The 14,035-nt window shown below is 69.1% G+C and carries 8 protein-coding genes; 5 read left to right on the top strand and 3 right to left on the bottom strand.

Translation table 11 applies throughout. The features are described 5' to 3' along the window. Window positions 1-98 precede the first annotated feature (98 nt). From AB0I54_RS06900 to AB0I54_RS06890, 3 genes are all read left to right on the top strand, one after another. A complete protein-coding gene (locus tag AB0I54_RS06900; RefSeq protein ID WP_363294841.1) occupies window positions 99-2,645 on the top strand; it encodes a DUF262 domain-containing protein in 2,547 nt (848 codons plus the stop codon). A gap of 104 nt (window positions 2,646-2,749) precedes the next feature. Then, window positions 2,750-4,759 (top strand): serine/threonine-protein kinase, encoded by a 2,010-nt coding sequence (locus AB0I54_RS06895; protein WP_363294840.1) that lies wholly within the window; start codon window positions 2,750-2,752, stop codon window positions 4,757-4,759. A gap of 91 nt (window positions 4,760-4,850) precedes the next feature. Further along, window positions 4,851-5,864 (top strand): EcsC family protein, encoded by a 1,014-nt coding sequence (locus tag AB0I54_RS06890; protein WP_363294839.1) that lies wholly within the window; start codon window positions 4,851-4,853, stop codon window positions 5,862-5,864. An 83-nt stretch (window positions 5,865-5,947) separates the two neighbouring features. On the opposite strand, the gene AB0I54_RS06885 is transcribed toward AB0I54_RS06890, so the two are convergent. Together AB0I54_RS06885 and AB0I54_RS06880 are read right to left on the bottom strand one after the other, a co-directional pair. After that, window positions 5,948-7,585: a hypothetical protein gene (locus tag AB0I54_RS06885; protein WP_363294838.1), complete on the bottom strand. Its 1,638-nt coding sequence runs from the start codon at window positions 7,583-7,585 to the stop codon at window positions 5,948-5,950. Between the two features lie 406 nt (window positions 7,586-7,991). Further along, window positions 7,992-8,450 (bottom strand): ATP-binding protein, encoded by a 459-nt coding sequence (locus AB0I54_RS06880; protein WP_363294837.1) that lies wholly within the window; start codon window positions 8,448-8,450, stop codon window positions 7,992-7,994. A 273-nt stretch (window positions 8,451-8,723) separates the two neighbouring features. Here AB0I54_RS06880 and AB0I54_RS06875 point away from each other — a divergent pair, with 273 nt between their 5' ends. Together AB0I54_RS06875 and AB0I54_RS06870 are read left to right on the top strand one after the other, a co-directional pair. Further along, a complete protein-coding gene (locus tag AB0I54_RS06875; RefSeq protein WP_363294989.1) occupies window positions 8,724-9,545 on the top strand; it encodes a helix-turn-helix transcriptional regulator in 822 nt (273 codons plus the stop codon). After that, window positions 9,542-9,748, top strand: coding sequence for a DUF397 domain-containing protein (locus tag AB0I54_RS06870; protein WP_363294836.1), 207 nt, complete (start codon window positions 9,542-9,544; stop codon window positions 9,746-9,748). Before AB0I54_RS06875 ends, AB0I54_RS06870 begins: the two co-directional genes overlap by 4 nt. A gap of 85 nt (window positions 9,749-9,833) precedes the next feature. Here AB0I54_RS06870 and AB0I54_RS06865 read toward each other — a convergent pair whose 3' ends face one another. Beyond that, window positions 9,834-14,030, bottom strand: coding sequence for a DNA methyltransferase (locus AB0I54_RS06865; RefSeq protein WP_363294835.1), 4,197 nt, complete (start codon window positions 14,028-14,030; stop codon window positions 9,834-9,836). Between the last annotated feature and the right edge of the window lie 5 nt (window positions 14,031-14,035).

The following is a 14,035-nucleotide window of genomic DNA, read 5'->3' as shown; positions in this document are numbered from 1 at the left end:
AGATTCAACAGACAGCCGCCCCTGGCGCGAGAAACACCGGGACATGGATGAGCCGGGCCTGTGGCACTCGGCAGGGGGACCCGTGGGAAAGGAGGCGCATGCGCGCCCAGGAGATCACCTTCCTCAAGCTCGTCCAAGGGGACAAGCAGTTCCAGGTGCCGCTCTACCAGCGCACGTACAGCTGGGGCAGGGAGCAGCTCCAGCGACTGTGGGAGGACGTCGGGGAACTCGTCGAACAGCATCTGGCCGGTGAGGCGACGGCTCCGCACTTCCTGGGTTCGGTGGTGCTCGCGCCGGGCCAGATCCAGGCAGGCGGAGTACAGAGATGGCTGGTGGTGGACGGACAGCAGCGGCTGACCACGCTGATGCTGGCCTTCGCTGCGCTACGCGACCATCTGAAGGAGACGGGTGACGCACGCGGTGTGGACCGGGTGCACCGCCAGATACTGGTCAACGAGTTCCACGAGGGCGCGGACCACTACCGGTTGCTGCCCACGCAGGCGGACCGTGAGGCGTACACCGCCTGTGTCCAGTCCCGCGCCGACGCCGGCGGTGGCGACAACATCGGGGCCGCCTATCGGTTCTTCCGCGGTGCGCTCGCCGAGGGCCACGAGGCGGGCGACGAGCGGTGGACCGCGACGGTCGAGACGGTCCTCAAGGACCTGCTGTCCATCGTGGAGATCACCGCCGAGTCCGGCGACAACGTCTATCGGATCTTCGAGTCGATCAACAACACGGGCGTCGGGCTCAGCCAGAGCGACCTGCTGCGCAACTACGTCTTCATGCTGCTGCCCAAGCGAGGCGAGCGGATCTACCAGGAACTGTGGCTGCCCATGCAGCAGAGCCTGGGCCCCAAGAACCTCGAACTGCTGGTCTGGCTGGACCTGGTGGTACGCGGCCACTACAAGACCAAGCAGAGCGAGATCTACCGGGAGCAGCAGAAAAGACTCCAGCCGCTGGCCGGCGATGAGGACGCGCTGCAGGGCGAGATCGAGCAGTTGGCCGCGCGGGCCGGCAGGTTCCTGCGCATCATCGACCCCGGCCGTGAGCACTCCCCCGCTCTGCGCGCGGTCCTGGAACGCCTGGCCTCCTGGGGTGGCCAGACGCACTACCCGCTCGCCCTGCACCTGCTGGACCTCCTCGCGGCCGGCCGGACGACACCGGACGACGCGGCGCAGGCGCTCGGATACGTCGAGTCCTACCTGGTACGGCGCCTGATCTGTCAGACGCCGACCACCAACCTCAACCGGATCTTCATGGAGGCCCCGAAGGAGCTGGAGACCGACCGGCCGGCCGCCGAGGCGGTACGGCGGTTCCTGTCCGGCCGTCGCCGTCGCTGGCCGAGCGAGGAGGAGCTGCGCGAGGCGATCCGCACCAAGCCGTTCTACTGGAGCGGCCGTCCTCCGCAGCGCAGTTACATTCTGCGCCGACTGGAGGAGAGCTACCGTCCGTCCGAGCCCGTGGACTTCGACAAGGCGTCCCTGAGCGTGGAGCACGTCCTGCCGCAGCGACCCGCTCCGGCGTGGTTCGACCTGCTCGCCGAGGAGACGGAGCCGAACCAGACTCCGCAGGAACTGCACGACCTGCTGGTGCACACCCTCGGCAACCTCACGCTGACCGGCGACAACGCCAAGTTGTCCAACCACCCCTTCGAGCGCAAGCAGCAGATCCTCGACTCCAGTGCCCTGCGCATGAACCTCGAGATCTCCTCGGCGCAGCGCTGGGGCAAGGCGGAGATCCTGGCGCGTGCCGACCGTCTGGCCGAGCGTGCGGTGGAACTGTGGCCCGGCCCGATCGGCGGGGTCAAGCCGGCTGGTGAGGAGTCTCCGGGCTGGGCCGAGCTGCGGGCCGCGCTGGTGGCGATGCCGAGCGGCACGTGGACGACGTACGGTGATGTCGCCGAGCTGATCGGCAGCCACCCGGTGGCCGTCGGAGCGTACCTGGGCGGCAACTCGACGGTGATCGGCGCCTACCGGGTGCTCACCTCCGAAGGCAAGATCTCCCCTTCCTTCCGCTGGGCGGACGGCGACGACCGGCAGCCGCCGCAGGAACTGCTGACGAGCGAGGGCGTGCGCTTCGACACCTGGAGCCGGGCGCACCGTTCACAACGCCTGACCGCGGCGGAGCTGGCCACCCTGCTGGGCAAGGACGTGGCACAGCCCGCGGCGCACGATCCGCTCCCCGAGGGGGAGGACGCGGCGGCAGCCGAGCGCTTCCGGGCGCAGTTGCGGGAGAACTGGCCGGACGCGTACGACGGTGTCATGGCGGTCCTCGACTACTGGCGTCGCCAGAGCGGCCATGTCACTTACGGCCGCCACGACGAGACGAGCTGCTTCCCCATGCTCGACGCCGGAACGAGCCGCCGGCCCCACCTGCTCTGGCCGGTCGGGATCTATCCGGTGAGCGGAACCGTCGAGGTCGTCTTCCAATACCTCAAGTCCCGCAGCCCGTTCGACGACACGGAACAGCGGCGGGAGCTCCTGCACCGCCTGAACAAGATCGCGGGCATCGACCTGCCCGAGGCGAAGCTGGAGCTGCGCCCGTCCTTCCCGGTGACCGTCTTCGCCGAGCACGGTGACGAGATCTGCGAGGTGCTGGACTGGTTCGTGGGGGTGGCGGCGCTGGATCTGGCGCGGCGGGACTGAATGCCTGAAGGGTCATCCTGCCCGACGCCCTCGTCCCTCCCGACTCCTGCCCTCCTGTCACACCCTGGCCTGCACAGGCCACCCCTCAGTTCAAGGAAGTGTTCGTGAGTGAGAACGGCTCCGGCGGAAGAGTCCAGCCGGCCCGCCCCGGCGACCCCACCCGCATAGGCCCGTACCGCATCGTCGGCCGCCTCGGCGCGGGAGGCATGGGCACCGTCCATGCCGGAGTCACCTCCGACGGAACGCGGGTAGCCGTCAAGGTGGTGCACCCCGAGCATGCCCAGGATCCCGAGTTCCGGGCCCGGTTCAGGCGTGAGGTGGAACTGTCCTCCCGAGTCACCGGGCCGCACCTCGTCCCGCTGCTCGCCGCCGATCCGGACGCGCAGACGCCGTGGCTGGCCACCGCCTACGTGCCGGGGCCGACGCTGAACCAGCACGTGAGCGCGCACGGGCCCCTGGACGAAGGAAGCCTGTACGCCTTCGCCGCCGCCACGGCACAGGCACTGGCCGCCATTCACGCCGCGGGCGTGGTGCACCGCGACGTGAAGCCTCAGAACGTCCTGCTCACGCCTTCCGGGCCCCGTGTGCTGGACTTCGGCATCGCCCACGCCGCCGACGGCACCAGCGTCACCCGGACCGGGGTGATGACCGGTACCGCCGGCTGGATCAGCCCCGAGCAGTACCGTCAGGGCACCGCGGGTCCGGCGGGTGACATGTTCGCCTGGGGAGCGCTCGTGGCCTACGCGGCCACCGGGCGGCTGCCGTTCGGGGCGGGCGCACCCGACGTGGTGGCCTTCCGGGTGATGTCAGGTGAGGCGGATCTGGACGGTGTCCCCACCGCCCTGCGCGGGATCGTGGAGAAGGCGCTGTCCCAGGAACCCGGTGCCCGCCCGTCGGCCGCCGAAGCCGCCCATGAGTGCGCGGTCCGGCTGGCCTCCGAGGCAACCCAGGTGGGGAGTGCCGGCTCGCGACCGGCGGCGGCCGTGGACATGGTGGCGGCCGTATGGCACGTGCCGGCCGGGGATGATCCGTCATGGCACCTGACGGCGGGCCAGAAGCGGCCGAGGAAGCGACTGGTCGGCGGCCTGGTCCTCGCGGCGGGCGTCATCGGCGGCCTGGCCGGAGGGGTGGCGGCGCTGCTGCCCGGGGACACGGGGACCGGCCGGCACGCGTCGTCGTCCGCGGCCTCGTCGTCCTCGTCGGCCGCATCCGCGCAACCGTCCGCGAAGAGGGCGAAGGGCGACGCGGCGGCGAAGCAGCAGGACGCGAGTGGCGACTCGGCGACCGGGGCGAGCTGGAGCCAGGCGCGAGCCGCACAGGGCGCGGGCGAGCACGACGTGGCGCGCGCGGTCCTGCACGACGAGGGCGTCGTCGCCCAGGAGCTGAGCGACGGCGCCGACTTCTCCCCGGAGGCCGTACGGTTCCACGAGTCCCGCCGGGAGGTCTACCTCTCGTACACGCTCAGCTCCGACGAGCAGGGCGCGATGTACGCGGAGACGGAGATCGCCAGGAACATGTGCCTGACGGCGAGGGATGTCGTACTGCGCCTGCACCCGGATCTGCCGTACCGCAGGTACGTGATGGTGAAGGAGGAGCCGGGTCAGGATCCCGAGGTCACCTGGCAGGACGACTTCCTCACCAACTCCAAGTGCCAGGTGGCGGCCGACGACAGCACCGGGCAGGACCCGAACGGCAACGCGCAGGACTGGGCGCCGGACGAGGACGGCCTCGGGCAGGCGATGATCCCCAGCACCGACGGTGACGAGATCCGGGTCGCCGACCACCTCGCCCGGAGGATCATCCAGCGGAGCAACTCCATGCGCCAGGCCCTCGGTACCGATCGCGTGCTCGGCAACGCGGAGATCAAAGTGGGCTTCGACCCGGGCAACTCGGTGATGTACGTCTGGTCGGACTACGCACCGTGGACCGAGGGAAAGGCCGAGTCGTGGGCGGCCATGGCCGCCGGCGAGGCGTGCCGGGCTCTGGTGGCCCAACGGGAGAGCGCGGGCGACGCGTGGCCGTACTCGCGTTACGCCGTGGCGCAGATCGGCGGAAACCACTACTTGATGATGCGTTGGGGCGACGCCACCACACGGGCCGCCTGCCCTGCCTGAGCGAAAAGCCGGAGTCGAGTCCGGGATGGACCCTCGGCCTTGTCGGGTGTCCGCAGTTCACCAGCGATCACAGTCGAAACGGAGAAGTTCAGTGAGCACTTACGCCGCCCCACTCGTCGACGGTGCAACCCCGATGAGCGCGTACGAGAAGCAGGTATGGGACACGCTCGACGAGCACTGGCAACGCCGCAACAACCGCCGTGGGATGCCGAACTGGGCGAGTACCGCGCTCAGTCGCACCGGTGAGGTCGCGGGCAACGCCGCGAGACGGGTCAAGGACGCCGTGCCGGAGGCGGTCTCGGAACCGATCCGTCGCGCAGGCGACGCGGTCGCCGACAAGGCCCTGCGACCGGCACTCGCCGGCGCGGCAGCGTTGCTCGAACTGGTCAACGACTGGGCCATGGAGCTCAACGACCCCGAGAACGTCGAGGAGCTCGCCCGCAAGCGAGGCTTCGACATCGACAGTTTCACCGAACTGCGGCAGCAGGACCTCAAGGTCTGCGACCGGCTGCTGACCCGCAACACCCTCAAGTGGCGGACCACCGGCGCATTCGAAGGCGGCGCCATGGGCCTGCTGGCCATGGTCCCCGTCGCCGGTATCCCCGCCGCGATGACAGCGGACATCCTCGTCGTCCAGGTCCTGAGCACGTCGATAGCAGCGCGTATCGCGTACTCCTACGGCTACGACGCCAAAGACCCCGAGGAGCAGGACTTCATCCAACGCCTGGTGCAGCGGTCCTTCATGGCACAGGCGGCCAAAGCCAAGCCGTTGCGTGAGGCCGCACGGGCGGCGGACGCGATCAAGGGACGCGTGAACTGGTCGAACAAGCTCCGCCAGGACCACCGTCTCCTGGCCGCCCTTGAGAAGTTGATGCAGCAGCTCGGCCCGGCCGGCTCAAGGGTGCCGGTCAGAAACGTCGCCAAGGTCGTGCCGGTCGTGGGAATCCTCATCGGTGCCGGCATGAATTCCGCGGTCCTCGGCAGGGTGGCCGCCGACGCCCAGCGGTACTGCCAGACCCGATTCCTGTGCGAGAAGTACGGGTTGCCGCTGCCGGCCGCACTGGCGACCGACCAGGACGACGAGCCCGAGACCGACGCCACGTAGGTGACGCCGCTGGGTCTACGGCAGCGGCTCGCGGACCTCGGCTCAGGGGTCCCGAGATGTACCCGAATCACCGCGGGTGTCGGTCACGTCGCCCTCTTCGCCGTTCGCGGGTCGCCGCCGGGCAGGGGGCGTGCGCCTTGCAACGGGTTCTGCCCCTTCTTCCCCTGCCGCGTCTTCTTCGCCCGCGCCGACTGCTTCACCGCCGTGGCTTTCTGCGCGTCCGCCGCCTTCGCGGCACGCCGGCTCTGCCTCGGCTTTCGCGCCGGTGTGTCCGGTCTGCTGTCCAGCCAGCGGCGGGTGGTCGCCATCTCCGCGACCAGCTCGGTGCGTTGTGGTTCCGGCAGCCTCGTCAGCGCCTCGTCCGCCCGTGCCATGAGAGCCGCGGCATACCTGGGCCTGGGTCCGCGTCTCTGCCGTGCGCTGCGCAGAGCGTGCCGGATCTCCGTGTCCCGGAGCAGGGGAACATCGGCGAACTGCTTCGGCTTTGGCCGGGCCGCCTGCTGCTGAACCTTGCCGCCCTTGGCATGGACGATGGTCTGGCGCTGAGCGGGCTCCGCACTCTGTTGTGCGGCGAGCCGACCGTCCACGGTGAGCGGCAGCCGGGGCGGAGCCGTGCGGGAGGGTACCCCGTACACGGCGAACGCCCGGTCCGCCTCACGCTGGCACCAGCGCTTGAGGACCGCCGCCGTCGCGGTAGCCCCGCATCCGACCGCGACGGCCACATTCGCCACGTAGGGCGGCGGGTCGCTCTCGCCGGTCCGGAGGAGCGCCGACAGCAGCGGGCTCCCCTCACCGCCGCTGGTCCGCTCCACGGCGACCAGCAGAGCGACCCGGTCCGGGACCGACAGCCCGAGCAGGTCGCTCCCGGCCGTTCGGGCCAGCGCCTCCCAGGTGGGCCGGGTCCGGAACCTCGCGGCGCTCACCAGCGCCTCCTTCAGCGCAAGCACCTGCTCCTCGCGGGACCGCCGCACCGGCGCGGCACCGCGCCAGGCTCCCGCGTCGGCGGCCGGCCCGGTACCCGAACGCCGGCGCGGCTGCACTCCCGGGACCCGGAGCCCCTCAGGGGTCATCGCGCAGACGTCGAGGGACACCCAGTCGGTGCTTCGCCGGGGGTCCTCGGCCCTGAGGCGGATGCGCCGTACAGCGCCCTGCGTCTCGAAGCGGAAGCGGAGCAGATACCCGTACTCGTCGTACAGCTCCTCCATGGTCTCCGGCTGAGCCGTGCCCGGACCGAAGACCCAGTCGAGGGTGGCCGATTCGCTGGAGAGCCTCTGGCGGGCCTGCTCCCACTCGGTGTGCGCGAGCCTGCTGAACTGGAAGCGCACATGCTGCCTGGCCGCGCCCACCCGGAAGTCGACGGCGTCCCCGGGACCGATTCCGAGGTCACGCGAAGTGGCCCGCGCCTTCAGCCTGTTGCGTCCGGCCCATGCGGCGAGATCGTCCTTGATGAACAGGTGGTCCGCGCTGGCCGCGCCGGTGGCCGTACGGTGGCAGGAGGTGTGGGGTCGGTGAGCGAAGTGGCACACCTTGTCGCGGTACAGACGGTCCGACAGCTCGTTTCCGCATCCGCCGAGCTGGGTGCCGCACCAGTAGGTGTAGGCGGGGTGGCGCCGGCGCCAGCGGGTCAGTTCGTCCGCGTCCGTCGGCAGGATGATCGCGCGTCCGGAGTTCCGGCTCCCGATCACCGCGGTCTGCACGAGTCTGCCGTCTGAGCCGATCACGAGTGCCCCCCTGGCCACGCGCCTGCCGGGAGAGCGGGCGACGGTCGATCGCCCTCAGTATGTGATCCATGCACTGAGTTCACAAGGGGTGGACGTCCAATTCGAGCGTTCGGGTCGCGGCATTCACGTCCCGGCCTGCGAAGGCCCCATGCCTTATCTCCTGGAGGACGCCTCAGTCCGAGAGAGCCCTGATGGATCGCTGCCCCTGCTGTCGGCACTCGTGATGCTGAAAGACAGCGGCCGACCGTCCAGCGGCTTCTTCAACTCGCCCGGCGTGCACCGTACCAGCGGCCTTGTGACGACACGCTGCTCTGGATCCGGGAGATCGAGAAGCCGGGCGGAGCACTACGCCGTTCACTGACGGTCTCCCGCGTCGGCGCTGCGGCGGCTTTCGTGGGTGGGTGTGTCACGAGCGCGTGGTACGGAGCGGCACCTCGGCCCAAACGGTCTTGGTGTAGCCGTCGTTGCTCGTGCAGCCCCAGCGATCCGTGTAGGCCTGTACGAGGATCAGTCCGCGCCCCGAGCTCTCGTCGGCGGGCTGTGGAGTCACGGGCGGCGCCGGGCGTTCGGGGCGGGTGTCCGTCACCTCGATGCGGAAGGTCTGGGGCAGGTGGAGCAGTGTCAGGCGGAAGTCCCGGCCGGGGAGGCTGCCGTGGCGGACGGCATTGGAGGCGAGTTCGGCCGTGACGAGGGCGACGGTTCGGGCGGGGTCGGAGTCGTACGGGAGGCCGGTCCACTCGGTGAGCTGCTGAACGGCGAGTTGGCGGGCCAGGCGGGCGCCACGCCGGGTGCTGCTGAAGCGCAGGGTCAGGTGGTGGGTGGGGGTGCGGGGCCGCGTCTCGTCGGCGAGGTGGGGCTGTGTCACGTCATCAGCGTGATGGGGTGAGTGGGGCGGTGACCAGGTACGACGGCCGTACGTCGGGGGCGTCGTACGGAGGGGGCGGTGTGCGGTGGCGTCGGCTGTACGGGGCTTGTACGGGTCCCGGGCCGTGTCCCTGTTTCTGCGGGCAGCGTTGGACATGGCCCCGGTGGCGTGTGTCGGGTGACGCGCGTGGCCGGGGGTGGTGGCGGGGTCTGCTGCGGGACGGAAGGGCGTGGGAGCGTGACGACGGTACGGGATGCGCAGAACAGGCGGGCGGTGAAGGCGAAGGAGGAGGGGCCCGATCTGCCGGGCGTGTGGGCGGCGTACGGGGTGCTGCTGCAACACCTTCGGAAGCGGGCCGGGTTGAGCCAGCAGCAGCTCGGGGACGCGATCGGATACTCGCTGGAGTTGGTGGCGTCGGTCGAGCAGGGGCGGCGGCCGGCTAAGGCGGCGTTCACTGCGGCGGCGGAGCGGGTGCTGGAGGCCGGTGGGGTGTTGGCGGTGCTCCAGGACGAGGTGGATCGGGCGAAGTTGCCGCGGTTCTTCCGGAACTTCGCGGTGATCGAGGCGGAGGTGGTGAGCCGGTTCTCCTACGATCCGCTGCTGGTGCCGGGGCTGTTGCAGACCGAGGCGTATGCGCGGGCGGTGTTCGCCGGGCATTGTCCGCCGCTGAGCGAGGAGATCGTCGACCAGCACACGGAGGGGCGGCTGAGTCGACAAAAGCTGCTGACGCGGGGGCCGCTGGCTGAGTTGTCGTTCATCATCAGTGAGGAGGCGTTGCGCGATCCGGTCGGCGGCCCAGAGGTGATGCGCGAGCAGTGGCAACGGCTACTGGAGGTCAGCTCGTTGCGGAACGTGGAGATCCAGGTCATGCCCGCTGGACGGGGGTTCCATCCGGGCAAGAACGGCCCGTTCGTGGTGGCGGAGTTGCACGAGCATCGGTGCCTCGGGTACTTCGAATCCCAAGGAGTCGGGTGCGTCATCTCAGAGCCCGCCGAGGTCAGTGCCTTCGCCTTGCGGTATGGCAAGCTGCGATCGCAGGCCCTGAACGTTGAGGAGTCTGTGCGGCTCATCGAGCGGATGGTGGGAGAGACATGAGCGTGGAGCGGGTGGTCGAGAACGTGGACGCGCTGCACTGGTTCAAGAGCAGCTACAGCGGATCGGACGGCGGCGACTGCGTGGAGGTGGCCGCCGGTATGGACGCCGTGCACGTACGGGACTCCAAGGCCGTGGGTGGTGGGCCGGTGCTGCGGGTCGGCCGGGACGAGTGGGCGGCGTTCGTGGCGCTCGCGGTGGGGTAGAGCCGCGCGAGGCTTCTGAGCGGAACAACGGGCTCGCTCGCGGCACTTGGGGTGACGCGAGCGAGCCCGTTGTCATGCCGTTGGCTCAGAACAGGGCGCCCTCGGCGCCGTCACCGAAATCCGAACCACCTCGTGCGCCCATCTGCTCCTTGCGCTTCCGGATAGCTTCCGCAGAGGGCGGCGGCATGTCGGGGTGCTTTTCCCTTGCCTTCCTCTCCGTCTCCTTGTGCAGACCGAGGTGTACCTCGTCGGCGTACGCCTGATGGTTCAGCTGACGCAGGCGGTCGATGATCTCAGTTCGGGCGAGCAGGCTGATGGTGTAGCGGACGCCTTGGTCGGTCTCCTGGAAGCCGTGGTCAAGCGGGTACGTCTCCTGGGCCGGATCGGCGGGGGGAGTCTGCCCAGAATCGTCCAGGAGGTCATGCCAGCCATACGCCTCAATGGCAGCTTTGTCGATATCCTCGTGGATGCGCCGCAGTTCAACGATGTCCTCGTCTTGGCAGTCGGGGTCGTGAATCAAGTTGTAGGTGTCGGTGAGTCCCGCACTGCGTGCGAGCATCAGATCGCGGCGGTAGCTGTCGAGGGATATTCCAAGGACACGGAGGCGAGGAGTGAGTGGAGGACGAACGAGGGTCTCGAAGACATCGGTGGGCGTGTAGCGAACTCGTGTTTCGAGAGTGGACGCACGGTCGATCGCCCACCAGTAGTGCGGTGCGCTGGAGAGAAAAGCGAGCAGAGCGGGATCGTCCGACGCGAAAACGCCGATCATGTTCGAGAACACCTGCCCAGTCGGCACCATTGCTGGCATGACCACTTTACTTACCAATGCGATGACAACGCACTTATCTAGTGACGCGATGGCCGCTCGCATATCTGGGGCGGGACGCGTGAATCGCCACCACAGTTCACGTCGACTCTTGTCCTTGCTCTTGGAGCGCTCGGGTTTTACCTCCAGGATCACCTTTTGGATCGCCCTTTCGTAGCGCTCAGCGCGCTCCAGCGGCCACGTTCGAAAATCGATGATCCATCGATCCGTCCCATGAGAGGGGCTCTGGTTGACATCCTCACCATTCAAGAAAGGAAGGAGGACATCAGCATATTTCTCATCCTCCGCGATCCATGCACGCGCTTCGGATTCGAGGAGCGTGAATCCCATGCCCAGTACAGTCGAGCCCAGGAATACCTTTCCACCATTACCTACGAGGGGTGCCACCCAGGACTTCTCACGCGTAGCGGGGTTCAGTGAGGTGGAGATTCCCTTTGGCGTCATCCTTCCATCCAGCACAGACGCCGCCCTTTCAGCGATCTTCGCCTTACTGGTCCATACTGCGCAGTACTCCAATACCGCCGAGTTCGACGGCCATGGGGCACTCTTAATGGCACGCCTGATGGTGGTGCCTGCCTCGTCCAATTGATCAAGGCCGACCTCCCGAGAGACACCCTGCGCCAAGGTGTTCGTGGCGATCAGGCCGGTCTGACCTTCGCTATTCAGTAGCTCGTGAGCTCGTAGCTCGAAGTAAGCCACAAGATCTGCGCTGCCACGCTTGCCTTTCGCCATGTAGTCGACCATGTACTCTCGATAAGCGTCGCCCATCGCGCCAGAGAGCTTCTGCCCACCCAAAAACGGCGGATTCCCCACAACCGCATCGAACCCACCCCTCCGCGTAAACACCTCCGGAAACACCAACGGCCAATGCACCGGCCGCCTCTCCAACGCCCCCTCCGGCAGCTCAGCCCCCAGCCACTCCTCCGCCCTGGCCCGAGCCTCGCGCACTACCTCGGAGTCATCCTCGACCCCGTCCTCCATAATCCGCTGGACGATCCACGCTGCCTGCGGGAACAGGTCCCGCACCCGCTCCCCACCGTCCTCCGCGTACCAAGGCACCCGCCCCGAAGCACAAGTACCCAGCGCCGCCCCCGCGATCAGGTCACCCACCAGCCGCAGCCGCCGCGAATGCCGGTTGACCTCCTCCAGCCGCTCCCGCTTCCTCTGGAGCGCCGGCAGGTCCACGCCCTTGATCGCCGTGATGGCCAACCGCTCCCGCGTCAGCTGGTCCACCAACTGCCGTGCCTGCTCGGCCAAAATGTCGGCCTGCTGCTCCGGCTTCATATGCACGCCCTGGATCTGCTCCATGCTGTGCACGCCCAGCAGCGAATCCCCGCACACGAGCCGGTCGTCCAGGAACGTGAAGGGCCGCCCCGGGTCCATCGACACCAGCCACAGCGACAGCTTGGCCATCTCCACCGCCATGGGGTTGATGTCCACCCCGTACAGGCAGTGCTCGATGACCTGGCGCCGGGCTTCGACGACCACCGGGTCCTGTTCCGCGTCGGCCGCCGTCACGGCCTCCACGGCGCGCCCCGCCCGGTAGACCATCGCGTCCGCGTGGCCCTCATTCTCCCAAGCCTCTATCAGCCGGTCGCCCAGGTAACGGCAGGCCGCCACGAGGAACGCCGCCGAACCCATCGCTATGTCCGCGACCTTCAGGTCGAGGATCTGCTCGGAGGACTTCAGCCGCCACTCCCCCGTGTCCGCCGTCTGAAGCGGGCCCGGCTCGTACACCAGGGGCTCCAGCGCGTGCAGCACGACCTCCTCCGCGAGGAAGCGGGGCGTGTAGTGCGTACCGGTGTTCTTCCGCAGGGACGACTCGGTGACGTACAGGGCGCCGTTCGGGATGACCGTCGGCAGGCCCCGCAGGTCGTCGCGGAGGATGCCGGCGAACGGCAGCAGCCGCTCCGTCAGAGCCGGGTCCTTCGTCACGGCGTTGAGGCGGCGACGGGTCTCCGCCGCGGCCTCGGACCCCACCGGGGCGAGCTTCTTCTCCAGCTGCCCGGCCGTCGCGGGCGGCTTCGGGTCCTTCCACTTCTCGTGGATCGCCTTCGCCAGGGTCTTCAGCGAGCCGCCCGACTTCGCTGCCAGGGACTCCAACTCCCGCAGCGACACCTCGTGTTCCAGCCCCTCCGGGCCGATGAGCCCCAGCATGTGCTCGGTCGCGCGGCGCCCGTCGTAGGACAGCAGGCCCTCGTACACGTAGCCGATCTGCTCGACGTCCAGAGCGCGGAAGCTGAGCGTGCGGACCTCGCGGTCCTTGCCCTTGCCGACGCGGACCTCCTGCACCGCCTGGAGCATGTGCAGGACCGTGCGGTCGTCTATGGGGAGGAGCGGGGTGGTGCGCTCCAGCCAGGGGTAGGCGTCGGGGTCGAAGATCGAGCCGTCGTAGGCCGGGAGGTGGAGGCCGGAGCCGGGGTGGTCCACTCCCCCGTGTACGGCGTGGAACAGGGCTATCAGGCGGTGCCACGCCGACCTGGTGTGCTCCAGCGACGCCTCGCCCTCCTCGTCCGCGCGGGCCTTCAGCTCGTCGCGCAGGAAGCGTGCGGAGTACGACCGCGCGTACACCTCGTTGTCCGCCGGGAGCAGTCCGCGTTCCTCGGCGAAGAGGAGGAACACTATGCGCATCATCACGGCGACCGAGGCGCGGTACACCTCGCCGGCGCTGACGCCCGAGGCGTACAGGCCGGGGGCGCCGTCCTCCATCGCCCGTACGTCGGCACGGCCGATCGCGTCCACCAGCAGCTCCACCGCCTGGCGGACCTGGACGCCCAGCGCCTCGGTGACGTCCTCGCCCGCCGCGAGGCTCTCCTTGAGCAGGCCCACCAGCGTCTCGGGCTCGTCGTACTCGAAGAAGCGGCGGCGGCGCAGCAGCGAGACGAAGGCGCGGACGACGTTGCGCTCCGCCGCCTCGTTCCAGCCGATCGCGTCGAAGACGGCCGTCGTCGTGACTCCACCGAGCGGCGCCCAGACCAGGCACCACCAGCGGCCGTCGGTCACCAGGCCCAGCGGCACCCCGTGGTGGCGCAACAACCGGGCCAGACGGTCGGCCGGGGCGGCAGCCCAGTCACCGCCGCCTCCCGCCCGCGCGGTGGGCGCCGTGCCCGCCGGGACCGTCAGGCCGAGCAGCCGTACCCGCTTGGCGGCGGCCTCGGTGCTGGGCTCGGTCGCGAGGTCAGTGCCCGGGTCGACGATGGCGAAGTCGGGGCGGACCTCGGTGTTGTGCTCAGCGACGCGCAGGGTGAGGCGGTCCAAGCCGTGATGCTCCGACTCCCCCACGCGGAGCGTCAGCGCGTCGTTCCAGCCCAGCAGGCGGCTCAGGATGTACGCCACCCACTCGTCGCGGCCCGCCGTCGTGTCCGTCTGCCAGTCCGCGTGACGGGCGCGCAGCCGGGCCCGTTCGTCCTTCTCCAGGGCATCGAGCTGGGGCCAGGCGCGCAGCAGGACGGGCATGGTGA

It is taken from the genome of Streptomyces sp. NPDC050625 (genome assembly GCF_040654755.1).
In the GTDB taxonomy this organism is placed as follows: Bacteria; Actinomycetota; Actinomycetes; order Streptomycetales; family Streptomycetaceae; genus Streptomyces.
The sequence above is the reverse complement of the archived record's forward strand: the minus strand, read 5'-3'. Positions and strand labels throughout refer to the sequence as shown.

Coding starts and splice junctions, on each gene's coding strand:
- AB0I54_RS06900 (WP_363294841.1), top strand. CDS start 99: ATGCGCGCCCAGGAGATCACCTTCCTCAAGCTCGTCCAAGGGGACAAG.
- AB0I54_RS06870 (WP_363294836.1), top strand. CDS start 9,542: ATGAGCGTGGAGCGGGTGGTCGAGAACGTGGACGCGCTGCACTGGTTC.
- AB0I54_RS06865 (WP_363294835.1), bottom strand. CDS start 14,030: ATGCCCGTCCTGCTGCGCGCCTGGCCCCAGCTCGATGCCCTGGAGAAG.